Consider the following 20,857-nt stretch of genomic DNA (forward strand, 5'->3'; position numbering starts at 1 on the left):
CCTGCAGGAATGCCGCATGTGCATTGCCGCACCGGCATCAGTCCGCGTTCCGCCCGCCATGTGCGGGAAATATCAACGCCGGCAGGGCCGATGGCCGCCGCAGTTGCAATCGTCCTTAACCCTGGTGCTGGGCGCCGATTCCCTGGAACATCTCGCGCAGATCGACGGTCGATCGCTCTCCGATGGCCGCGAAGTTCTCGTCCAGCCAGCGCGTGGCGGTCTCCCGGCCCATATCGCGCAGCATGGTCAGGAAATCCCATTCCACATTCATCTTGGACGAAGCGCCCAGCGGCTTCAGTTCGGCCTGGTTCTCTATGACATGCACCCGCACCTGCCGATAATCCTCGGCCGAGAGCTTGCCCTGGCAGATCAGCCGGTCGACGAAATCGATCGCACGCAGTTCTTTAAGCAGGCTGCCATTGAAGCTGATCTCGTTCATCCGGTTCTGGATGTCTTGCGGTGTCTTCGGCGCGCCCTTTCGCTCGATCGGGTTGACCTGGATCACCACTATGTCGTCGGTGCCGGTTTCGCCATGAAACGGAAACAGCGACGGATTGCCCATGTAACCGCCATCCCAGTAGGGCACGCCGTCGATTTCGACCGCCTGGTAGAGATGCGGCAGGCAGGCCGAAGCCATCACCATGTCCAGCGTCAGCGCCTCGCGCGGAAAGACCTTGACCTTGCCGCTCTCCACATTGGTGGCCGAGATGTAGAGCTTGAAGGCGGTGCATCGGCGCACCCTGTCGAAGTCTATGCTCTCCTCCACCAGATCGCGCAGCGGATTGCTGTTCATCGGGTTGATCTGATAGGGCGAGGCGATCCGCGACAGCGCGTCCATGGCGTGATAGATGGGGTTATTCTCCAGCCCCCAGTTGCCGGTCAGCTTGTCATAGGGCGTGCGCTTCAGCGGGCTGTTCCTCGCGCCGTCGCTCATGCAGCGCCAGAAGTGATCGAGCGCCGCGCGCCCGCCCTCGGGACCGTCACGGGTGAAGCCATCCGCCAACGCCACCGCGTTCATCGCGCCAGCCGAGGTACCCGATACCCCGGCGATCTGCAGCCGCCCGTCTTCGAGAATGCGGTCCAGAACCCCCCAGGTGAAGGCGCCATGCGCACCGCCCCCCTGCAGGGCGAGATTGACGAGTTTGGTCTTCGGCGCCATGCGATTGGTCCTTCTTCGGTTTGGGATGCGCTGACCGCACGGCGCTCAGGCCAGATAGTCGTGCACGACGCGGCCGTAGGGCAGCGACAGGTCGGCGATGATATGCTGGCCCTCGACGATGCGGCGCACCGGCAGGTCTGCCACCGGCGCATTGACATGCGGCACGAGGTGCAGCCGCGCGCGGCCCCGCCAGAAGCCCTTGACGGTGATGTCCGTCATCTCGAACGCGACAAGTTCGGCGATGCGGGGGCCGCCGGTCACACAGGGGATCAGCTTGAGGTTCACGACCGTTTTTGCAAGCTTGGCCGCGCAGGTGGCGGCATCGTCGCAGGCACTTTCATGCTTGTAAACCATGGTGCCCATCGCCACCCGCTGCCCGGCATAGTTGAGCGTGCCGGTGAGCGTGTCCTTTTCCACCCGCAGGGATGGCTCGCCCCAGCGCTTTGGAAAGCCCCAGATCTCGCGCCCCGCGGTGATCGGCGGCTCGATATCGAGAAACATCATCGCGGTGTAGTTGACCGGCTTGCCATCCAGCGTGCAGGGTATGACGATACCTGATTCCTGATAGGCGCCGAAACCGGAGCTGTCGGGCATATCGATCCATTCGTAGACCACGGTGCCGGATCCGTCGGGCTTCAGCGGCTCGGGCACCATGGCGCGGATCGCGGCTGGGTCGGTCTCATAGATGATGTTGAAATATTGCCGACCGACAAAGCGGTAGGGGCCGAAAGGATAGCTCGGATTGCCCGGCGGCATCCCAGCGAGCGACAGGATCTCGTCCTTGTTCATGGCGTCGTGTCCTTAATCTGCCGATTCAGTCCATCCGCCAGCCGTGGCTGACCACGATGCTCTGGCCGGTCAACGCGTTGCTGGGGAAGGTTGCGAGGAACAGCGCGGTATGCGCCACGTCCTCGACGGTGGTGAATTGCTTGTCCACGGTCTCGCCCAGCATCACCCTGTTGACGACCTCCTCCTCGGAGAGGCCGAGATCCCTGGCCTGTTCGGGGATCTGCTTCTCCACCAGCGGCGTCTTGACAAAACCGGGGCAGATCACGTTGGTGCGAACACCCTTTTCGCCGCCTTCCTTGGCAATGGTCCGCGCCAGCCCCATCAAACCGTGCTTTGCCGCGACATAGGGCGCCTTCAGGGCAGAGGCTTCCTGCGAGTGGACCGAGCCCATGTAGAGGATCGTGCCTGATCCCTGTTTGTACATATGCGGCAGAACCGCCTTCGAGGTCAGGAAGGCGCCATCGAGATGGATCGATACCACCTTGCGCCATTCCTCCAAGGTGAACTCCTCGACCCGCTTGACCATCTGGATACCGGCGTTCGACAGCAGAACGTCCACCCGACCATGCGCGTCGATCACCTTGTCGACGCCGCGCTGCACGGCGTCCGGTTCAGTGACGTCCATATCGACACCCAAATGCCCCTCACCGAGCGACTTTGCGGCCGTCTTCGCTGCGTCGACGTTGATATCGGCGATCGCGACCTTGCCGCCTGCGGCCGCAAATTTTTTGGCGATTTCGAAGCCGATGCCGCTGGCACCGCCGGTAATGATGCAGATCTTACCGTCAAGATTCATGGTTGTGTCGCCTTTTCAGGTGTTAGTGGCCTCCGCCGCTTCACAGGGCGAAGAACGACAGGCGTCGGATAAAAGCCGCGGCGGCGGCGCTCGGCTCTTCGCCGCAACATCGCCGGTTATTATTCTCAGGCGTCAAATGAATGACTGATAAGCGCGCCGGCAGGCCAACCTCTGGCCGTCATGCCCGTCGATCCCGTCAGTGCGCGCCATCGAACGGACGAAACGTCCGTCTCCTCGGCGCAAATGGCGGTCCGGCGCGGTCACTACAACGGACCTCAACGGATCGTGAAGCGAGCCGTGGCGCGCCTCAGATCGCCGAGGCAGACCCGCGGCGCAGCAACATGGCGTAGACGCCGCCGAGAACGGCGCCGAAGACGATGTGCATCACCAGCGTCATGACCGGGGCCATCATGCCAAGCTGCATGCCGAAGAACCCGGTGCCGGCCATCGGCATCATCGTCACCATCATGATGAGCCAGGCGCCGATGCCGAAGACGACACCCTTCAGCCAGCGCGCCCCGCCAGGCAGGTGCGGCTCAAGGAGTGCGAAGACGCCGCCCCAGATGATGGCACCGATCATGAGGTGAACGCCCCAGGCAACAGCCATCGGCACGTCCATCATCATCGCGACCATGCCGATCGGATCCAGCGCGGGCAAAAGGCTCATCGCCCCCTTCATGAGCATCAGAAGCGAGAGGACGATGGTTGCCGAAAGACCGGCGAGCATTCCCTTTACGATATTCGTCATGGTTACAGACTTTCCTGGTTGCCGCCTAACCGACGCCATGAGGGCCCGGGAAACGGCTGGTTCTCCGGCTGTGCGTTGGGTGCCGACAGGGTCTCTGGTCTGTTGATGACCAGCATGTGCCTTGCGGTTGTCCGGTGTCAGACTCTTCGCTCCGGACCAGTCGAGGGTCAGTAGCCCTTGCTCCTCTCGGCCGATCCGGTGACCGCATCCGCCCCGGCGGATACGTCCCGTCCGATGCCGGCCGTCGTGTTGCAGGCCTGAAGCAATAAGGATGCCGCGATAGCGAACACCATCAGCGGCATCAGCGCGAGTCTGGGAGTCTTCATGTCATGTTCTCCTGACATCAATATGCTGGCGGCTCTTGTCGCCATCTCTGAAGCGCATGGATAGTCCCTTTCCGCAAAGGCGGCACTTACCTGCGTCAGCTTTCACCGGGCCAAGCTCTGCCAATTCCGCCGGTTGGCCGGAAGTGTCCAACTACATGATGCCCATCGCCTTTCAGGTGGCTATGAACGGTTACGGGATCAATCTGGACCGCTGGAACAGCCTGTCGGAAGAGGATCAGGGCAAGCTGCAAGCCGCGTTCGACACGTTGATCGAGGAGATCTGGACCTATTCCGAGGTGTTGTTTGAGGATGCGGTAAACTGGAGCGTGGGCCAGACCACCAAGACGTCGGGCATGATCCTGCTGATCATCGCTGCGGCCTTCACGCTGAATGTCACGCTTGCCCTGGGCGGGGTCGCGCGGACGATGACCGAATGGGTCGCGGGCCTTGGGCTTAACTGCAAGCTTCGGTGGATGTTTACCCTCCGCCAGCCACCGGCGATGGTGCTTCGTCCAATGGCTGGCGCTCGTATCGCAGCCGATGGCGCAGAAGGAAGCTGAGCAATTGATGGCACATGAAGCTGACGACGGGAATCGTGTGTCAGATGGTGAGCCTTCGCGTCAGAACTCCGCCCAGATGGCGCTGCCAAGCTCGTCGAGACGTTCAGGAGAACAAAAGAGCGAGATCGTCATCGTCGCGGTCCAGTCGCGCCCACCAAGCCGCACCAGCGTGCCATCGGCCAGTTCCTGACGGATGGAAAACTCCGGCAGCCACGCCAGCCCCGCCCCGGCCAGCGTGCGCCGCTTGAGCGCCTCGGCCAACGCATCCATGTAACGCAGGTCAAGCGCGGGGCGGCGGTTGCCGATGGTCTGGTCCACCACGGTGCCAAGGAACGTGTTGGGGTCATAGCTGAGATAGGGCACCTCGCGCCCTGCCCGCGCGGGCAGCGCCCAACCATGGCGCGCGGCGGCCTCGTGCTGGGCCACGGGGATCAGGCGTTCCTCGCAGATGTCCTTGCGCTTGAACCTTGTCTCGTCGAGGATCGGGGCCACGTCCTGATGCCGGTAATAAAGCAGGAATTCGCAACCGCCCTCGCTGAGCAATTGGCAACAGGCGGTCAGGCTGTCGGAGATCACCCGCGTGCGCATCTCGGGGTATTGCCGCTCCAGTTCTGCCATGCGCGGTTGCAGGAAATTGACCGAGATCGCGTGCAGCGCCGCAAAGCGTTGAAAGCTGGCATTGCCGCGCGCGCGTTCGCGGATCGCCTGGCGCGTGTCGGTGAGATCGGCCACCGTCTGTTGCGCCACCGGCAGGAATTGCCGCCCCGCCTCGGACAGTTGCACCGGGTAATTGGCCCGGTCAATGAGCGGCACGCCGATCCAGTTTTCCAACGAGCGGATGCGGCGGCTGAAGGCCGATTGCGTGATGTTGCGTTCTTCCGCCGCGCGGGTGAAATTCAGCGTGCGCCCGAGACAGACGAAATCGCGCAGCCAGTTGGTGTCCATGATCGCCCCCTTTGCCGACAGCCTGCGCCAGCCGCCACAATCATGCAAGATCGGAATAGTTTGATGAGATGTTTGAATTGGCCGACTCGTGGGGGTCTGTCCTAGCATTCCTGTCAACATCAAGGGACGAAGGCCGCATGAACGGTCTCGCCAAACCACCAACAAGGAGAGAGACATGAAAACTTCCCTGAAAGGACTGATTGCCACCACAGCCCTTGGGTTGACGGTGGCGGTGCCTGCCGCAGCCCAAACCACCATCCGCCTGTCCACCTATGTCAACGAATCCGACATCCGCCATGACGGCTTTGTGCATTTTGCCAATCTGGTCGAGGAAAAGACCGGCGGCAGCGTCAAGGTGCAGATATTTCCCTCGGCCACGCTGCATGGCTGGTCCGAAGGCGTGGACGCGGTGCAGGGCGGTGTCTCTGACATAAGCTGGATGCCGGCCGATCAGCGTTTGCCCTGCTATCGCGTCACCTCGCTCTATCCGGCGGCGATTGATCTGGAAAACCAGATCGATCTGGATGCCGCCTATGCCGATCTGGTGCGTGACGAGGCCGCCGCGATCAACCTCGTGCCTGTGTTCAACTCCAACTATTCCTACGATCAGGAATGGTGGTTCAAGGGCGGGATTGCCGATCTGGGCGATCTTCAGGGCAAGCAGGTGCGCTCGATCGGGCCGCTCGTGAGCCTGATGATCGAGACATGGGGCGGCGCGCCGGTCTTTGTCGCGCCCAAGGAGGTGTTCCAATCCGCCGAGCGCGGCGTGGTGGACGGGATCAACATGGGTGTGGCCACCTATTCAAGCTGGAAGCTGTGGGATGTGATGCCCTATATGGTCAATGCCAACCTGTTTTACGGCAATATCCAATACATGATGAACAAGAAGAAGTTCGACAGCATGTCCGCCGATGAACAGGCCGCCGTGATGGCCGCCGCGCGCGAGACCGAGGAATGGCTCAAGCCGCTCTATGAGGATTGGGTGGATCAGCGCGTCGGCAATGCGGTGATGAAGGGCGGCGGTGCCGCCGTGTCGATCCCCAAGGCCAAGCGGATGGAACTGATCAACAGCGTGCAAGGCAAGTGGAACGAGACCGTGGACGAGGCCTGCGGTCCCGAGCTTGCTGGCAAGGTCCGTGCCCTTTTCGCGCAGCACGCGCCCTGATCTGACAGGTGCCGTGGCCCGTGCTGCGGCACCTTTTCCATTTCCGGTAAAGGGAGGCTTGCCATGCAACCCGGTCTTGACCGTTTGATCGGCCTTGTGGAACGCGCCGTGGTCTGGCTCGCCGCCTTGGGGGGCGTCGTGGTGATCGTGCAGATGGTGTGGATCACCTATGGCGTCTTTACCCGCTATGCCCTGCGCGCGCCCGACCGCATGGTGACCGAGGCGACGGCGCTGTTGCTGTTTCCGGTGGCCTTCGCGGGCCTTGCCTATGCGATGCGAGAGGATGCCTATCCCAAGGTCACGATGCTGACCGACACGCTGTCGCCGCTCTGGCGCAAGGTGGCGGCGGTGGTCAATCTCTGTGTGATGCTGGGGGTGGGCCTGTTCTTTTCGCTCGCAGCCGTCAGCGCGACGATCCGCTCGTTCAACTCGGGGTCTTCGTCGGAAATCCTGCTCTGGCCGCGCTATGCGTTCTGGGCACCGGGGGCGCTGGCGCTGCTGCTGTTCTCTTTATATGCGGGGCTGCGGCTGATCCGGCTCCTGCGCACCCCGGCACGGGAGGTCTGAGCGATGGAATGGTATGAAGTCGGCCTTGGCCTGTTGGGCCTCTTGATGTTTCTCATCGCCATCGGCCTGCCGATCCCCTTTGCGCTGGCGGCGGCGTCCCTGCCGTTCCTGTGGCAGATCCAGACGTTTGACACCTCCATCGTTTCGGCAGAGTTGAAGCTGTGGGGGGTGTGGATCGACTATATCCTCCTCGCGGTGCCGCTCTTTGTTTTCTTGGGCGAATTGATCGGCAAATCCAATATCGGCCCGAACCTCTATCAATTCCTGCATCAGGGCGTGCGCGTGCGCGGCTCTGCCGCCTATGGCTCTATCGGGGCCTGCGCGGGGTTCGGCGCGGTCTGTGGCTCGTCCATGGTGGGCGCGCTGACCATCGGCGGCGTGGCCCTGCCCGAGATGCTGCGCCTTGGCTATGGCAAGCGGCTCTCATCCGGCGTGCTGGCGGCGGGGGGCACATTGAGCGTGCTCTTGCCGCCGTCGCTGATCCTGCTGTTTTACGGCATCGTCACCGATCAGAGCATCGGCGACCTGTTCATCGCGGGTGTCATTCCCGGCCTCATCCTTGTCACCTCCTTCGCCATCGTGGTGTTGATCTGGGGCATCCTCAAGCCCGAGGACATCCCCGACCGCGAGTCGGCGGTGAAAATGGGGATCATCCAGATTGCCGCCACCATCGCCCCCATCGGTCTTATCGGCCTTGTCATCACCGTGGCGATCTATGCGGGCATCGCCACCCCCACCGAGGCCGCCGCCGTGGCGGCGCTCCTGACCGTGATCCTCGCCTTTGGTGTGGGGGGGCTGACATGGCAGGGGTTCAAGGACTCGCTCTTTGCCACCATGCGCACCATGGGCTATCTCGGCCTGCTGCTGTCGGCGGGGGTGCTCTTTGGCTTTGTGCTCACCTATTACCGGGTGCCGCAGCAATTCACCGAACTGTTCCTGAGCTTTGATCTCTCGCCTTACGTCGTGCTGATGATCGTGCTGGTTTTCTATATCCTGCTGGGCATGTTTCTTGAGCCGGTGTCGATGACCTTCATCACCCTGCCGACGATCTTTCCGTTGATGTCCGCCGCCGGGTTCGATCTGATCTGGTTCGGCGTGGTCTATACGATCACCATGGAAATCGCGGTGCTGACACCCCCTGTCGGCCTCAACCTCTATGTCATCCAGGGCATCGGGCGCGGGCAGGTCAGCATCGGCGATGTGATCATGGGCTGCCTGCCCTTTATCGGCGCGCTGGTGCTGTTGATCGTCATTCTCATCCTTTTCCCGGAGACCGCGCTGTGGCTGCCCGACCAGATGCGTTGATCTCGCGCGCGGGGCTGAGATACCTGCGCGCGGGCCGGGGCACGCCCCTGGTGCTGGTGCATGGCTATCTTGGCGGCGCGGCGCAATGGCAGGCGGAGATTGACCGCTTTGCCGACCACTTTGACGTGATCGCGCCGGACCTGCCGGGATTTGCGGGTTCCGCCGCGCTGCCGCCTGCCGACCGGATCGCGCAGTTCGCGGCGGCGGTGGTGGCGTTGCTGGACGAGCTTGGCGTTGGCCGCTTTACCCTGCTGGGGCACTCCATGGGCGGCATGATCGTGCAGGATCTGGCCGCCACCCATCCCGACCGCATCGCACGGCTGATCCTCTACGGCACCGGGCCGCTTGGCCTCATGCCTGACAGGTTCGAGCCGCTCGACACCTCGCGGGAGCGGGTGCGCTGTGATGGCGTGGCGCAGACCATCCGGCGGATCGGGGCAACGTGGTTTCGCGCCGGGGCTGCGGCGCGGGGCTTTGACGTGGTGGCGCAACTTGGCGCGCAGGCCAGCGAGGGCGCCGCCCTTGCCGGGCTTGACGCGATGAGCCATTGGGACGGGCGCGGCACGCTGCCGCGCCTCACGATGCCCGCGCTGGTGCTCTGGGGCGACGGCGACCGCTCCTATCGCTGGCCGCAGGTCGAGGCGCTCTGGCAGGGGCTACCCGATGCCGAGTTGGCCGTAATCCCGGGCACGGCACATGCCGTTCATCTTGAAAAGCCCGCCCTATTCCACGCAATGCTCGAAGATTTTCTCACGACGCCGGGCGGCGTCGATGCACAAATCCCATCGTAGTCATAACCGAAAAGCTGCTCCCTGATGAACGGGGCGTTGATGATGTGACCGCCCCCCCGACGGCACGCAAGGGCCAGAATGGCCGGCCCGCGATCGTCACCACGACCTCATCCGGGTGCCGGACATCGCCCCGCGAGCCTGCCGGCGGGCCAAGTTGTGCGTGATCAGCAACCCGACCTTGCGGGTCCGGCGTCGTCAGCGGTCCGAGGACATGACACAGTCTCCGGATCGACATGGCTGAACGGCGATCCGCTCGCCACTTCCGTTCCGCGCATCTTCACCCCTGCCGCTTTCGTGCGAAACGTGAATAAAGTTCCAAAGACGCGGCGAGGGCCGACGTCTTCAGCGCCCGGCGAGCGGCTGGTTCAGCGCCGCATCCCATTCGCGCAGGAATATGGCCCGCGTCATGCGGTCCAGCCCGACCAGCAGCCCGGGGTCCAGCCGGATCGGGCGGATATGGGCCGACAGGCGGATCGCGCCGGAATCCAGCGGCGGAAAGCCGGTGGGACCGCGCGCCAGCGCCTGGCCTTCGGGCGACAGCGTGAAATCCAGCAGCGCCGCGCCCAGATCCGGACGGGGGGCGGTGACCGGGATCAACCCTGTGCGCAGCAGGGCCTGGGTGAAATCCTGCAATTCGACGATCCCTGTATCCGGGATGCGCCGGGCATGGCTGGCGGCGTAACTGCCGACCACGTTATAGGCGATCAGGATATTGCCTGCCGCCAGATCCTCGATCATGTCAACCGAGCAGCAGTAAAGCCGCGCTTCCAGCCGGCCCATCACCTCGGCCAGACGCCAGAAGGCATCGGTCTGGCGGGCATCTTCGGTAAAGAACAGATAGCCCGCGCCCGACAGATGCGGGTCATAGGTCGCGACCCGGCCCGAGAAGTGCGCGGGGTTCTCGCGCAAGAGCGCGATCAGGTCGCGTCGGGTCTGGGGAATGGGCAGCCCCTCGATCCCCTTGAGCGAGACAATGACCACCACCGGCTCCAGTGCGAAGCCGAACAGCAGATCCCGCCAGCGCGCCCAGTCCGGCAGGGCTGCCGCCACGTCAGAGGCGTGGGGCCGCGCAAAGCCGTCATTTGCAAGCTTCATCTGCAAATCCATCGCCGAGGACATCACCAGATCGAAAGGCGCGCCCTCATCAGCGATGGCGGCAAAAACCTCACGCGAGGAGGCCATGACATAGCGCACTGAAAGGTCTGGCCGGGTGGACAGGAAGGCCTCGATCAGCGGCGCCGCGATGTCGCTGTCGGTGGTGGACAACAGGCGCACCTCGGCGACCGGCGCGCGACCATGGAACAGGCGTTCCGCCTCGATCTCGAAGGCCGCGGCAGGCAGGGCCACAAGCAGCAGCAGGCACGTCAGCGCCTTCAGCCTGCTGGCAATGACAGCCTTGCACATGTGCCGCCTCCTTCTGCCGGTGACAGATCGAACGCACCGCCCATGGCGCGTGCGACCTCCGCCACGATGGTCAGTCCCAGCCCGGACCCGACGACAGTCCCCGCATTGGGGCCGCGCTGGAACCGGGCGGTCAGCATGCTGGTTTCGGCACCGGCAAGCCCCCGTCCGGTGTCGCAGACCTCGATAACGACCAGCCCGCCATCGTGGCGCAGCGACACATGCACCGTGCCTTCGGCATCGGTATATTTCAACGCATTGTCGATCAGGTTGCGCAAGGCGCTTTCGACCAGCACCCGGTCCCCGATGACTTCGGCAGCGTCCGGCCCCGGCACTATCATGGTCAAGGATATGTCGCGCAGGTCTGCCGTCGGGCCGAAACTGCGCGCCAGATCGCCCAGCATCGCCGAAAGGTCGATCCGCGCCTGCGTCATCCGGTTGGAACGATAGGCCACCATCGCATGATCCAGAAGCTGCCCTGCCGAACGCGCGCTTTCATCCACCGCCCGGATGACCGAGCGCAACCGCGCGCGGCTTTCCTCGCCCTCGGCGCGGCGCAGGGCGATTTCGGCTTCGGCGCGGACCGTCGAAAGCGGGGTGCGGATGTGATGCGCGGCCTCGGCGATGAAGGTTTCGGTTTGCGACAGCGTCATCCGCAGGCGCGCGATGAAGGAATTCAGCGCCTCCTGGAACGGGGCCAGTTCGCGCGGGGTCGGATGATCCATGCTGCGCAGATCGGCCGGACCGCGCCGCGACACGGCCTCGGCCAGGCGGCGGACCGGGGCCAGGACCGAACTGGTGAAGATCAGCGACAGGGGCACCGCCAGTGCAAAGAACGCCAGCCCCGCCAGCGCGGCGCCATTGGCCAGACGATCGGCAATCGCACGCTGGCCAAACCGTGTCTGGCCCAGCACGATCAGCGCGGGTTGCAAGCTGTCGCGGTCCATCACGCTGCGACCAACGGCGGCAAGCCGCAGGTCGGCACCACGATAGCTGGCCTCATAGACGACCGGGCCGGTGCCATCGGGGACCATCCCGGGCAGTGGCAGATCATCGTATCCGGTCAGGGTTTCGCGGCCCACCTCGACCCGCCAGAACAGCCGGTCCTGTCCGGCTGCCGCGACCATGGAAAACGTGGCGCGGTTAAGGTCGATCTCCACCCCGACTTCAGTGCCGCGTAACCCGTCCGAAATATTCTCGGCCGCGGCGATCAGGATGGCATCCTGCGCAGCTTCGGTCGCGCGTTCTGCGGTGGCGCGCACCGCCAGATACAGGCCAAGCGCCATCACGGCTGCGCCCAGCAGAAGCTGCAACAACAGCCTGCGCCGCAAGGAATGCGCCTCGGGCCGCGCCATCAGGGCCCGATCAGCCGATAGCCCAGGCCGCGCACCGTCTCGATCCGGGCCGCGCTGCCTTGCAGCTTGCGGCGAAGGCGACCCACATAAACCTCGATCGCATTGTCCGACACGGCTTCGGCATAGCTGAACAGCCGGTCGCAAAGATGCTCCTTGGAATGAATGCGCCCGGGCGCTGCGATCAGGATCTCGAACAACCGCAATTCCCGCGAGCGCAGTTCCCGCGTCTCGCCTGCTACGGTCAAGGTTGCCGCCAGTGGATCGAAGGTGACATCGGCAAAGTCGCGACGCGTTTGCGTGGCCCCTCCGCGTCGGCGCAACACGGCGCGGATGCGGGCCTCAAGCTCGGCCATCTCGAAGGGCTTGGTCACATAGTCGTCGGCGCCTCCGTCCAGCGCATCCACCCGGTCCGCCACCGCAGAGCGCGCGGTGATCATGATGACAGGCGTGTCCCGCCCCTGCCGACGCTGCTGCGCGAGGAAGGCGCGGCCATCGCCATCGGGCAGCCCGATATCCAGCAGGATCAGGTCATAGCTGGTGGCTGCCAGACAATCACCGGCCTCGGCCAGGCTGGCGACAGTATCGACGCCATGGCCATCCAGCGCCAGAAGGTCCCGCACTGATCGGGCAAGTTTGGCTGTATCCTCGACCAGGAGAAAGCGCATCGTCGTGTCCACTTCTTCGGAACACCGCCCGGTAAGGCCCGGCAACTGGAAAAATTGCTGCGTGACAGGTTGGTGTCAGTATTTCGCAGAATGATCCGGGGTCAAGGGATTCGTGCCCCGCAAGGGACACGGCCCCGCAATCAGACGATCTGGGAGGGTCATCACATGACGAAGACGTTTGCAAGGGCGCTGCGCGCCGGGGTTCTGATGGCGACGCTGGGGGGCACATCGGCAATGGCGGCGGAATGCATCGCGCCGGCAAACCCTGGCGGTGGCTGGGATTTCACCTGCCGCCAGATTGCTCGCATCCTGCAGGAAATAGGGGTCGAGCAGAACATGGTGCAGGTCTCCAACATGGCCGGCGCAGGCGGCGGCGTGGCCTATACGCATGTTGTGGGCCAGCGCGCCACCGATGCCGACCTGATCGTCGCGGCGTCCTCGGCCACCACGACGCGGCTGGCGCAGAACGCCTTCGCGGGCATGACGGTCGATCAGGTGCGCTGGCTGGGCGCCATCGGCACCGATCCGGGTGTGATCGTGGTGGGCAAGGACAGCCCGTTCCAGACACTTGGCGATCTGGTGTCGGCGGTGAAGGCAGACCCGTCCAAGGTGGCCTTTGCCGGCGGTTCGGCGGTGGGTGGGTTCGACCATCTGAAAGTGCTGATGATGCTGCGCCGGGCCGGGTTCACCGATGCGCGGGCCGTGAAATACATCGGACTTGACGGCGGGGCCGATGCAATCACCCAGACGGTCGGCGGCTTTACCCAGGCGATGACGGGCGATTTGTCTGAAATAACCGGCTTCATCCGGTCTGGCGACGTGCGCGCGCTTGCGGTCCTTGCAGACGCGCGGGTGGACGGGTTCGAGGATATCCCGACCGCAAAGGAGCAGGGCATCGACTTCGAGGCCGGCAACTGGCGCGGCCTTTACGTGCCCGGCGGCATTTCTGACGCTGAATTCGATCGCTGGGTGGAGGCGCTGAACAAGGTTGCGGCATCCGACCAATGGAAGCAGACAATGACCGAAAACGGGCTGGACGAATTCATCCTGATCGGCCCTGACTTCACCGAATGGGTGAGGAACAACGTCACCGAAATCCAGGAAATCTCGCGCGAAATCGGGATCATCCAGTAATGGCCGCCGACCGCATCTTTGGCGTGGTCATGATCGTTCTCGCGCTGGGGTATATCCTCAGCGCCATGAACATCCAGACCTCGTTCATGTCCGATCCGGTTGGGCCGCGCGTCTTTCCCTATATGGTCGCGGGCGTCATCATCCTTTGCTCGCTGGTGATGCTGCTGAGGCCCGACCCGAACGCCAACTGGCCCGCGCCCATGATGGCGCTGAAGATCGGGGCGGCGCTGACGGTTCTGGTGGGCTATGCGCTCTTAATCCGGCCGATGGGCTTCATCATCCCGACCGCCATCGCCTCGGCCGCGATCAGCTACATGATCAGCCCGCGCCCCGTACCTGCGGCGCTGGCGGGGCTTGGCCTCGGGACCGGGCTTTTCGTTCTGTTCAAGGTCGTGCTTGGCCTTGGTCTTGTCGCCTTTCCACGCGGCTGGTTCTGAGGAGGGAAAATCATGGACATCCTGTCGAACCTCGCGTTGGGGTTCTCCATCGCGCTCAGCCCCTGGACGTTGTTCCTGGCGCTGATCGGCTGCTTTGTCGGCACGATCATCGGCTGCCTGCCGGGGCTTGGGCCGTCGAACGGTGTGGCGCTTCTGATCCCGATTTCCTTTTCCCTGGGGCTGGATGCGATCTCGGCTCTCGTGCTGCTGACCTCGGTCTATTACGGGGCGATGTATGGCGGGCGGATTTCGTCGATCCTGCTGAACATCCCCGGCGATGAGCCGGCGATGATGACCACGCTGGACGGCTATCCGATGGCCAGGCAGGGCCGGGCTGGAGACGCGCTGGTGATTTCGGGCGTGGCCTCGTTCTATGGCGCGGTCATCGCCACGGTTGGCCTGATGTTCCTCGCTCCGATGCTGAGCCGCGTCGCCTTTCAGTTCGGCCCGGCGGAGTATTTCGCGCTCTACATGCTGGCCTTCTGCACGCTGGGGGGCGTGGGGTCGAACAATCAGGCCAAGGCGGCCATGGCGGCCGCGATCGGCCTTGGCATCGCGATGATCGGCCTGGACAAGACCACCGGCATGCCGCGCTTTACCTTTGGCGAGTTGCACCTGATGGACGGGATCGACTTTCTTGTCGCCATTGTCGGGTTGTTCGCGGTGGCCGAGGTGTTCCACTTCATCGAAAGCCACGGCAAGAACAGCGCCATCGGCGTCAAGCTGGGCAAGATCCGCATTCCATGGGGCGACCTGCGCAAGTCGCAAGGCGCCATGGCACGGGGCACCGGGATCGGCTTTGTCGCCGGTATCCTGCCCGGGGCGGGGGCCTCGCTGGGATCATTTCTCGCCTATATGGCGGAAAAATCAGTATCGAAGAACCGCGCCAATTTCGGCAAGGGCGCGCCGGAAGGCGTGGCCGCGCCCGAGGCGGGCAACAATGCCGCCGCCGGGGGCGCGCTGATCCCGATGCTGACCTTGGGCGTACCCGGGTCGGGGACGACCGCCGTGCTCCTGGCGCTGCTCCTGACGCTGAACATCACGCCGGGACCGCTCCTTTTCACGGAAAAGCCGGATGTGGTCTGGTCACTGATCGCGGCACTTCTGATCGCCAACATCATGCTTCTGGTGATGAACGTGCCGATGGTGAAGGTCTTTGTGAAGATCCTGTCGGTGCCATCCTGGGTGCTGCTGCCCGGCGTGACGATGGTGGCCTTCGTGGGCATCTACTCCTTGACCGGATCGTCGTTCGACATGCTCCTTATGGTCGCCTTCGGCCTTCTTGGCTGGATCTGCAGGAAGCTGGATATTCCGACTGTGCCGATTATCCTGGGCATCCTTCTGGGCAATGCGATGGAGGACAACCTGCGCCGCGCCATGGTGCTGTCTAACGGGGACTGGACCTATCTGTTCAGTTCGGGCATCTCCGTCGCGCTCTGGACGGCCGCCGTTCTGGGCTTCGTGGCGCCGATGTTCCTGCGCCGCGTGCTGAAAAAGCCGCCGCTTCCGGCGACGGAAAGCTACGACCGCGATTGACCCGCTCCGCCTGGCCCCTCGGCGCCGGGTGCCTGACAGGAAGACAGCCATGCCGACCCGCGTCCTGATCCCTTCCGGCGTCCTTGGCCTTGGTTTTGACCGCGCGGCCCTGGCGCGCGGCGTGACGATGCAGCCCGATATCATTGCCATCGACGGCGGTTCGACCGATTCCGGCCCGTTCTCTCTGGGGGCGGGCCAGTCGAAATACGCCCGTGCCGCGACGAAATCGGAATGGGCGGACATCATGGCCGCCCGTCGCGCGGCGCGTGTGCCGCTGGTGATCGGCACAGCGGGAACTTGCGGCGCGGATGCGACCGTGGACTGGATGGCCGACATCACCGCCGAGATTGCCGCCGAGACGGGTGAGCGGGTGAAGATTGCAAAACTCTATTCCGGCCAGCCCGCCGACCGGGTCGCAAGAGCGCTGAAGGAGGGCCGGGTGCAACCCCTGACGCCTGCGCCCGAGATCACGTCCGAAGTCCTCGCCACCATGACCAATATCGTGGCGCTGGCAGGGGCCGAGCAGATTCAGGCGGCGTTGGCGACCGGCGCCGATATCGTCATCGCGGGCCGCACCACCGATACTGCGATCATCGCCGCCCTGCCCCTTTCGCGCGGCGAGAATCCCGGCGCCTGCTGGCACGGCGCCAAGATCGGCGAATGCGGGGCGCTCTGTTCGACGAACCCCACCTCCGGCGTAATCCTGATCGATTTCGACAGCGACGGCTTTACGGTGGAACCTCTCGCCGAAGGTGCTGCCTGCACGCCGCATTCGGTGTCGGCGCATATGCTGTATGAAAACGCTGACCCCTTCCTGCTTTACGAACCCGGCGGGCACCTCGATGTGCGCGCCGCCCGCTATACCGCGCTCGACGCCCGGCGCGTGCGGGTGGAGGGCTCGGTCTGGGTGCCCGGCCCCTATACGGTGAAACTGGAGGGCGCGCGGGTTGCTGGCTACCAGACCACCATCCTTGCCGTGCTGCGCGATCCGCATTACGTTGCCCATGCCCGCGACTGGGTGGTGCGGTTGACCGGATTCCTGCACGAGACTATCCGGCACCGTATGAGGCTACCCCCCGAGGCCTATGGGCTGGAGTTCCGGCTGATCGGCGTGGACGCGGCCCTCGGAATGCTGGAGAATCAAGCGGGCGCGCCGGTCGAGGTGGGTGTGCTGGGGATCGTCACCGCGTCCAGCCAGGCGCAGGCGGCCGAGATCGGCAAGCTGATCAATCCCTTCGTCCTGCACTATCCGCTGACCGATGACGAGGAACTGCCGACCTTCGCCTTCCCCTATTCCCCTGCCACCACCGACCGAGGCGCGCTTTACGAATTCGCGCTGAACCATGTGATGCGGCTGGATGACCCCATGGAGGCGTTCCGGCTGGAGGGGGAAACGCTTGGCGAAAAGGTGCCCCATGCCGAAGCTCGCTGAGCTGGTCGTCAAGGTCCGGTCCAAGAACGCCGGTCCCTTCTGGGTGACGGTCGATGTGTTCTGCGGCGATGCCGCCACCTTTTCCCGTATCGCTGCGGCGCTGGACACTGCGGCGGTGGCCGCGCTTTACGACCAGCCCGCGCAACTTCTCAAACGCTTCGACATTATCGATCTGAACGTGATCAAGTTCAGCTTCCCCCGCCCCGTGGTACAGGGCTCTGCCGAGGACCGCGACATGCACGGCGCGCAATGGGCGCATCTGATGGCCGAGTTCGAAATCGCCTGATAGCTGTCGCGTCTCCTGGCCATTTCGAAGGATCGCGCCCGAGGGATACGGACTCCTGCTCGAAGATGCCAGGTTGAACCTTGGGCACATGCAGAAAGCCATCCTGCTCGATCATCTCGAGGAGATACCGGAAGCCAGCAGGATCTGTCCGGACGGCGACAAGATCAGAGCCATCCATGATTATCGACCCAGAGTTCTCGACACGCTGTTCAGGCGCTTCCATGTCAAGGCGCCGCGCATTCACCGCTGCGCCTGCAAGGTCAAACCGGAAGCCGTTTCGTCTGGCCGCTATCGCCGCTTGCCCGCTGCTTTCGGTCGATCGGTTCCAGTTCGACCAGATGCGCCGGGAACGGGACATGGTCCAGCCCCTCGCGGGCACATTGACGGCCCTCCTTCTCGTATTCCCGCAGGACCGTGGGCAGCCTTCACCCGGTGATGCCGCAGAGGCCGGTCAACCGTCGTTCACCTGGCTCATTTCTCATCAGGTGCCAAGACCGATTTGGCGGACGCGCCGGCAATATAAACCTCCTCGATGGCGCGGTCGTCTCCCATCATCTGCAGTACGAAGAGTTCCTCTGCAAGGGTATCCGCGCGGTCCATTCGCAGGGCCATGGCCGGGGTGCTGCGCGCATTCAGCACGACGATATCCGCCTCTGTTCCAGCCTCCAAAGTGCCGATCCGGTCCTCCATCCCGAGCACGCAGGCATTGCCCCGCGTGATCCAGTCGAAGGCCCGCAACGGGTGCAGCGACTGGCCGCGCAATTGCAGCACCTTGTAGCCCTCATTAAGTGTCTGGAGCATGGAATAGCTGGTTCCGCCGCCGACATCGGTGGCGATCCCGTTGACGATCCCGCGCGCCCGCAGCCCGGCATCGTCAAACAGGCCGCTGCCCAGGAACAGGTTCGAGGTCGGGCAGAAAACGGGATGCGCACCGGTCTCGGCCAGCGCAGCAATCTCGCGCTCCTCAAGGTGGATGGCATGGCCAAGCAGCGCCTTCGGCCCGAGCAGGCCATGGGATTCGTAGACGTCCAGATAATCGCGCGCCTTGGGGTAAAGCCGTGCGGTATAGGCGATTTCGTCCTTGTTCTCGGAAAGATGCGTCTGGATATGGCACTCCGGGTGTTCGCGCGCCAGCGCCTGCGCCATTTCCATCTGCTCGGGCGTCGAGGTGATGGCAAAGCGCGGCGAGATGACATAGCCGTTGCGGCCCTTGCCATGCCAGTCTCCAATCAGCGCCTTGCTGTCGTCATAGCCGCCCTGCGGCGTGTCGCGCAGCGCATCGGGCGCGTTGCGGTCCATCAGAACCTTGCCACCCAGCATCCGCATGTTGCGCCGCGTGGCCTCGGCGAAATACGCCTCTACCGATGCCTTATGCACCGAGCAGAACGCGACGGCTGTGGTCGTGCCATGGGCGATGATCTGGTCAAAGAAGGCCCGCGCCATGACCGCGCTGTGCGTCTCGGAGGCAAATCGGGTTTCCTCGGGAAAGGTATAGGTATTGAGCCAATCGAGAAGTTGCGCCCCCCATGACGCGATCACCTGCACCTGCGGGAAATGGATATGGGTGTCGATGAACCCGGCCATCATCAGATGCGGGCGGTGATCGATCACCGGCACATGGCCCGCCTGCACGCTCAGCTCGTCAAACGGCCCCATCTGACGGATCAGACCATCCCCGATCAAAAGACCGCCATCCTCAAGATAGGTATAGGCGCCGCTATCCTCGCCGCTCTCGGGCGCGCGGTGGAAGGTCAGCAGGCGACCGCGAAGCAGGGTCTGTGTCATGGCAGGTCTCGTTTCCGTCAAAGGGTGGAAAAGGGGCGGCACTCGGGCCGCCCCTTTGGTTTACGCCTGTCGTGCGGGCGTGTCGTCGTCGATCATGTCCGGCTCGTCCGGCACGATGATGCGATGTTGCAGATCCTCTTTCGGCGCAAGCGCCGGATAGATCGTAAGGAACGCCCCGATGATCAGATAGCCGATGGTGATCCCGTCAAGCTGCGGCATCTGCAAGCTGTGGGAATGGATCACCCCCACCGACGAGAGCACCGCCGCCGCGATGGCAAATCCGCCGGCCATGCGGAACCGCCCGTCGATCACATCGGCCACGATCGCCCCCCAGATCAGCCCGGTGATGATCGCCCCCTGGCTGAGCGCCAGATGCCCTTCGTAATGCGCGCCCTCCATCAGCAGCGCGGCGGTCAGCCGCTCATCGCCCAGCGCGGGCAGCCCCTCGGCGCCAGTGCTGCGCAGCGCGTTCATGAGCGAGCCCCATTTCACGATCAGGAACCCCGATATATGCGGCAGCATCGCGAATGTGACGGCGGCCATATGCATCGGCTTCACCGCCCAGGCAGTGTTGGTGATGAGGCTCACCGAGACAAAGACCAGCACCGGCGCGGCAGCGGCCAGCGGGATCAGCCCCGCAAGAAAGGACAAAAAGCCCAGGAACGCCGCCGCACCGATGACCACGGCCACGCCGACGATATAGCCGGCATGGGCGTCCAGCCGCTTGTAGGCGGGATGGCCGATATAGACCGTGGTCGGAAACGGCGAGCCGAACACCGCGCCAATCATCGTGCCTGCGCCATCGGTGACCTGACACAGCCCGACGGGATAGCTGTCCCCGGCGGCCTCGGCGGATTCGACATTGTTCATCGTCTCGATGAAATTGTAGATCTGCACCGGGATCAGCACGAGGAACAGTTCGGGATTGGCGAAAAGATACTGCACGCCCACGATCAGATCACCGAAATAGGGCACTGGCGGGTAAAAGCCCACGCCGCTCAGGTCTATCCGGGACTCGCCCAGGAAAAGCCCGATCACCGTGCCCACGCCGATGGCTACCAGCCCCGCAGGCACGTTGCCCGGCAGCCGAAAGCGCCCGATCAGCCCCCAGAGGATGAAGAGAAGCGCGGCAAAGCCGATCACCGGATGCTCGAATATCTCGGCCAGCGGCACGGAGCCGATGAACACCAGCGCAATGCCGCAAAGCGTGCCCAGCATCCCCGCGCGCGGCGTGATCCGCTTGAGGAACGGGCCGACAATCGCCCCGAGTGCCGCGACGATACCGCCCACGAACCCGGCCCCGATCCCGACCTGCCAGGCCAGCAGCGGATCCTGCGTCGCCCAGTAGATCGGCCCGATCACCCCGAAGAGATAGACGAACATCACCGGTGTCGAGATGCCATAGGGCAGGGCGGTGACATCGCGGCCCTGTGTCTCGGCCGTCCATTTCGCAAGCCAGGTATAGACCACGACCCCGGCCAGAATGGCGATGGCCGCGCCCGGAACGATCCGGCCAAAGACGATCTCGGCGGGCATCTGGAACACGAACTGACAGATCCCCGACAGGATCAGCAGGTTGACAAGGTTATCTGTGAACAGCGCCCAGAAGGCGCTGAAATCGCTGCGCGTGAACAGCTTGTAGTCGTAACTCCTCCCGTCCATGACGGTCTCCTCC

At 63.8% G+C, this 20,857-nt stretch carries 20 protein-coding genes and 2 pseudogenes; 11 read left to right on the top strand and 11 right to left on the bottom strand.

Annotated elements, in window-relative coordinates; translation table 11 throughout:
* Positions 1–115: 115 nt before the first annotated feature.
* The 5 genes from KAK09_RS09275 to KAK09_RS09295 form a co-directional block, all read right to left on the bottom strand.
* On the bottom strand, positions 116–1,159 hold the full coding sequence (locus tag KAK09_RS09275; RefSeq protein ID WP_210878659.1) for a patatin-like phospholipase family protein: 1,044 nt from the start codon (positions 1,157–1,159) through the stop codon (positions 116–118).
* Between the two features lie 45 nt (positions 1,160–1,204).
* Complete coding sequence (locus KAK09_RS09280; RefSeq protein WP_210878660.1) at positions 1,205–1,948, bottom strand: acetoacetate decarboxylase; 744 nt, start codon at positions 1,946–1,948, stop codon at positions 1,205–1,207.
* A 25-nt stretch (positions 1,949–1,973) separates the two neighbouring features.
* Positions 1,974–2,744 carry a 3-hydroxybutyrate dehydrogenase gene (locus tag KAK09_RS09285; RefSeq protein ID WP_210878661.1) on the bottom strand — a complete coding sequence of 257 codons (771 nt, stop codon included), beginning with the start codon at positions 2,742–2,744 and terminating at the stop codon, positions 1,974–1,976.
* A 307-nt stretch (positions 2,745–3,051) separates the two neighbouring features.
* On the bottom strand, positions 3,052–3,492 hold the full coding sequence (locus KAK09_RS09290; protein WP_210878662.1) for a DUF6789 family protein: 441 nt from the start codon (positions 3,490–3,492) through the stop codon (positions 3,052–3,054).
* A gap of 167 nt (positions 3,493–3,659) precedes the next feature.
* Positions 3,660–3,818 (bottom strand): entericidin, encoded by a 159-nt coding sequence (locus tag KAK09_RS09295; protein WP_418895521.1) that lies wholly within the window; start codon positions 3,816–3,818, stop codon positions 3,660–3,662.
* Positions 3,819–4,150: 332 nt separating this feature from the next.
* Between KAK09_RS09295 and KAK09_RS18730 the strand changes: the two are divergent.
* Positions 4,151–4,378, top strand: a pseudogene (locus KAK09_RS18730) (hypothetical protein); the annotation flags it as partial.
* A gap of 60 nt (positions 4,379–4,438) precedes the next feature.
* Here the strand turns inward: KAK09_RS18730 and KAK09_RS09305 are convergent.
* A complete protein-coding gene (locus KAK09_RS09305) occupies positions 4,439–5,323 on the bottom strand; it encodes a LysR substrate-binding domain-containing protein (RefSeq protein ID WP_210878663.1) in 885 nt (294 codons plus the stop codon).
* Between the two features lie 175 nt (positions 5,324–5,498).
* On the opposite strand from KAK09_RS09305, the gene dctP reads away from it, so the two are divergent.
* The 4 genes from dctP to KAK09_RS09325 all read left to right on the top strand — a co-directional run bounded on the left by dctP (position 5,499) and on the right by KAK09_RS09325 (position 9,151).
* The gene (gene dctP, locus KAK09_RS09310) at positions 5,499–6,488 is read left to right on the top strand and encodes a TRAP transporter substrate-binding protein DctP (protein ID WP_210878664.1); all 990 of its coding nucleotides are present in this window, start codon (positions 5,499–5,501) and stop codon (positions 6,486–6,488) included.
* A gap of 63 nt (positions 6,489–6,551) precedes the next feature.
* A complete protein-coding gene (locus tag KAK09_RS09315; RefSeq protein ID WP_210878665.1) occupies positions 6,552–7,055 on the top strand; it encodes a TRAP transporter small permease in 504 nt (167 codons plus the stop codon).
* Positions 7,056–7,058: 3 nt separating this feature from the next.
* The gene (locus tag KAK09_RS09320) at positions 7,059–8,360 is read left to right on the top strand and encodes a TRAP transporter large permease (RefSeq protein ID WP_210878666.1); all 1,302 of its coding nucleotides are present in this window, start codon (positions 7,059–7,061) and stop codon (positions 8,358–8,360) included.
* Complete coding sequence (locus tag KAK09_RS09325) at positions 8,336–9,151, top strand: alpha/beta fold hydrolase (RefSeq protein ID WP_210878667.1); 816 nt, start codon at positions 8,336–8,338, stop codon at positions 9,149–9,151. The genes KAK09_RS09320 and KAK09_RS09325 overlap by 25 nt, the downstream gene beginning before the upstream one ends.
* 342 nt (positions 9,152–9,493) lie before the next feature.
* Here KAK09_RS09325 and KAK09_RS09330 read toward each other — a convergent pair whose 3' ends face one another.
* From KAK09_RS09330 to KAK09_RS09340, 3 genes are read right to left on the bottom strand one after another with little or no spacing between them, the layout of a single operon-like run.
* Positions 9,494–10,555, bottom strand: a complete 1,062-nt coding sequence (locus KAK09_RS09330; protein ID WP_210878668.1) for an ABC transporter substrate-binding protein — start codon at positions 10,553–10,555, stop codon at positions 9,494–9,496.
* On the bottom strand, positions 10,525–11,907 hold the full coding sequence (locus KAK09_RS09335; RefSeq protein WP_210878669.1) for a sensor histidine kinase: 1,383 nt from the start codon (positions 11,905–11,907) through the stop codon (positions 10,525–10,527). Before KAK09_RS09335 ends, KAK09_RS09330 begins: the two co-directional genes overlap by 31 nt.
* A complete protein-coding gene (locus tag KAK09_RS09340; protein ID WP_210878670.1) occupies positions 11,907–12,572 on the bottom strand; it encodes a response regulator transcription factor in 666 nt (221 codons plus the stop codon). Before KAK09_RS09340 ends, KAK09_RS09335 begins: the two co-directional genes overlap by 1 nt.
* Before the next feature lie 165 nt (positions 12,573–12,737).
* Here KAK09_RS09340 and KAK09_RS09345 point away from each other — a divergent pair, with 165 nt between their 5' ends.
* From KAK09_RS09345 to KAK09_RS18735, 6 genes and pseudogenes are all read left to right on the top strand, one after another.
* Entirely contained in the window at positions 12,738–13,706 is a 969-nt protein-coding gene (locus KAK09_RS09345) for a Bug family tripartite tricarboxylate transporter substrate binding protein (protein WP_247651143.1), read from the top strand.
* Positions 13,706–14,143, top strand: coding sequence for a tripartite tricarboxylate transporter TctB family protein (locus tag KAK09_RS09350; RefSeq protein ID WP_210878671.1), 438 nt, complete (start codon positions 13,706–13,708; stop codon positions 14,141–14,143). The genes KAK09_RS09345 and KAK09_RS09350 overlap by 1 nt, the downstream gene beginning before the upstream one ends.
* Before the next feature lie 12 nt (positions 14,144–14,155).
* The gene (locus KAK09_RS09355; protein WP_210878672.1) at positions 14,156–15,679 is read left to right on the top strand and encodes a tripartite tricarboxylate transporter permease; all 1,524 of its coding nucleotides are present in this window, start codon (positions 14,156–14,158) and stop codon (positions 15,677–15,679) included.
* Positions 15,680–15,728: 49 nt separating this feature from the next.
* Positions 15,729–17,111 carry an acyclic terpene utilization AtuA family protein gene (locus tag KAK09_RS09360; protein ID WP_210878673.1) on the top strand — a complete coding sequence of 461 codons (1,383 nt, stop codon included), beginning with the start codon at positions 15,729–15,731 and terminating at the stop codon, positions 17,109–17,111.
* Positions 17,095–17,397, top strand: a complete 303-nt coding sequence (locus KAK09_RS09365; RefSeq protein ID WP_210878674.1) for a DUF4387 family protein — start codon at positions 17,095–17,097, stop codon at positions 17,395–17,397. Before KAK09_RS09360 ends, KAK09_RS09365 begins: the two co-directional genes overlap by 17 nt.
* Before the next feature lie 7 nt (positions 17,398–17,404).
* Positions 17,405–17,709: pseudogene (locus KAK09_RS18735) on the top strand (ISKra4 family transposase); the annotation flags it as partial.
* A gap of 159 nt (positions 17,710–17,868) precedes the next feature.
* Here KAK09_RS18735 and guaD read toward each other — a convergent pair.
* Both guaD and KAK09_RS09380 read right to left on the bottom strand, forming a co-directional pair.
* Positions 17,869–19,182 (bottom strand): guanine deaminase, encoded by a 1,314-nt coding sequence (guaD, locus tag KAK09_RS09375; protein ID WP_210878676.1) that lies wholly within the window; start codon positions 19,180–19,182, stop codon positions 17,869–17,871.
* 60 nt (positions 19,183–19,242) lie between these two features.
* Complete coding sequence (locus KAK09_RS09380) at positions 19,243–20,844, bottom strand: xanthine/uracil/vitamin C permease (RefSeq protein ID WP_210878677.1); 1,602 nt, start codon at positions 20,842–20,844, stop codon at positions 19,243–19,245.
* Between the last annotated feature and the right edge of the window lie 13 nt (positions 20,845–20,857).

The sequence above is a fragment of the Roseovarius autotrophicus genome, from assembly GCF_018069895.1.
Lineage (GTDB): Bacteria > Pseudomonadota > Alphaproteobacteria > Rhodobacterales > Rhodobacteraceae > Roseovarius > Roseovarius autotrophicus.

Excerpts from the sequence above, each read along its gene's own strand:
- KAK09_RS09275 (WP_210878659.1), bottom strand. The coding sequence starts at position 1,159 with ATGGCGCCGAAGACCAAACTCGTCAATCTCGCCCTGCAGGGGGGCGGT.
- KAK09_RS09280 (WP_210878660.1), bottom strand. The coding sequence starts at position 1,948 with ATGAACAAGGACGAGATCCTGTCGCTCGCTGGGATGCCGCCGGGCAAT.
- KAK09_RS09285 (WP_210878661.1), bottom strand. The coding sequence starts at position 2,744 with ATGAATCTTGACGGTAAGATCTGCATCATTACCGGCGGTGCCAGCGGC.
- KAK09_RS09290 (WP_210878662.1), bottom strand. The coding sequence starts at position 3,492 with ATGACGAATATCGTAAAGGGAATGCTCGCCGGTCTTTCGGCAACCATC.
- KAK09_RS09295 (WP_418895521.1), bottom strand. The coding sequence starts at position 3,818 with ATGAAGACTCCCAGACTCGCGCTGATGCCGCTGATGGTGTTCGCTATC.
- KAK09_RS09305 (WP_210878663.1), bottom strand. The coding sequence starts at position 5,323 with ATGGACACCAACTGGCTGCGCGATTTCGTCTGTCTCGGGCGCACGCTG.
- dctP (WP_210878664.1), top strand. The coding sequence starts at position 5,499 with ATGAAAACTTCCCTGAAAGGACTGATTGCCACCACAGCCCTTGGGTTG.
- KAK09_RS09315 (WP_210878665.1), top strand. The coding sequence starts at position 6,552 with ATGCAACCCGGTCTTGACCGTTTGATCGGCCTTGTGGAACGCGCCGTG.
- KAK09_RS09320 (WP_210878666.1), top strand. The coding sequence starts at position 7,059 with ATGGAATGGTATGAAGTCGGCCTTGGCCTGTTGGGCCTCTTGATGTTT.
- KAK09_RS09330 (WP_210878668.1), bottom strand. The coding sequence starts at position 10,555 with ATGTGCAAGGCTGTCATTGCCAGCAGGCTGAAGGCGCTGACGTGCCTG.
- KAK09_RS09335 (WP_210878669.1), bottom strand. The coding sequence starts at position 11,907 with ATGGCGCGGCCCGAGGCGCATTCCTTGCGGCGCAGGCTGTTGTTGCAG.
- KAK09_RS09340 (WP_210878670.1), bottom strand. The coding sequence starts at position 12,572 with ATGCGCTTTCTCCTGGTCGAGGATACAGCCAAACTTGCCCGATCAGTG.
- KAK09_RS09345 (WP_247651143.1), top strand. The coding sequence starts at position 12,738 with ATGACGAAGACGTTTGCAAGGGCGCTGCGCGCCGGGGTTCTGATGGCG.
- KAK09_RS09350 (WP_210878671.1), top strand. The coding sequence starts at position 13,706 with ATGGCCGCCGACCGCATCTTTGGCGTGGTCATGATCGTTCTCGCGCTG.
- KAK09_RS09355 (WP_210878672.1), top strand. The coding sequence starts at position 14,156 with ATGGACATCCTGTCGAACCTCGCGTTGGGGTTCTCCATCGCGCTCAGC.
- KAK09_RS09360 (WP_210878673.1), top strand. The coding sequence starts at position 15,729 with ATGCCGACCCGCGTCCTGATCCCTTCCGGCGTCCTTGGCCTTGGTTTT.
- KAK09_RS09365 (WP_210878674.1), top strand. The coding sequence starts at position 17,095 with ATGCCGAAGCTCGCTGAGCTGGTCGTCAAGGTCCGGTCCAAGAACGCC.
- guaD (WP_210878676.1), bottom strand. The coding sequence starts at position 19,182 with ATGACACAGACCCTGCTTCGCGGTCGCCTGCTGACCTTCCACCGCGCG.
- KAK09_RS09380 (WP_210878677.1), bottom strand. The coding sequence starts at position 20,844 with ATGGACGGGAGGAGTTACGACTACAAGCTGTTCACGCGCAGCGATTTC.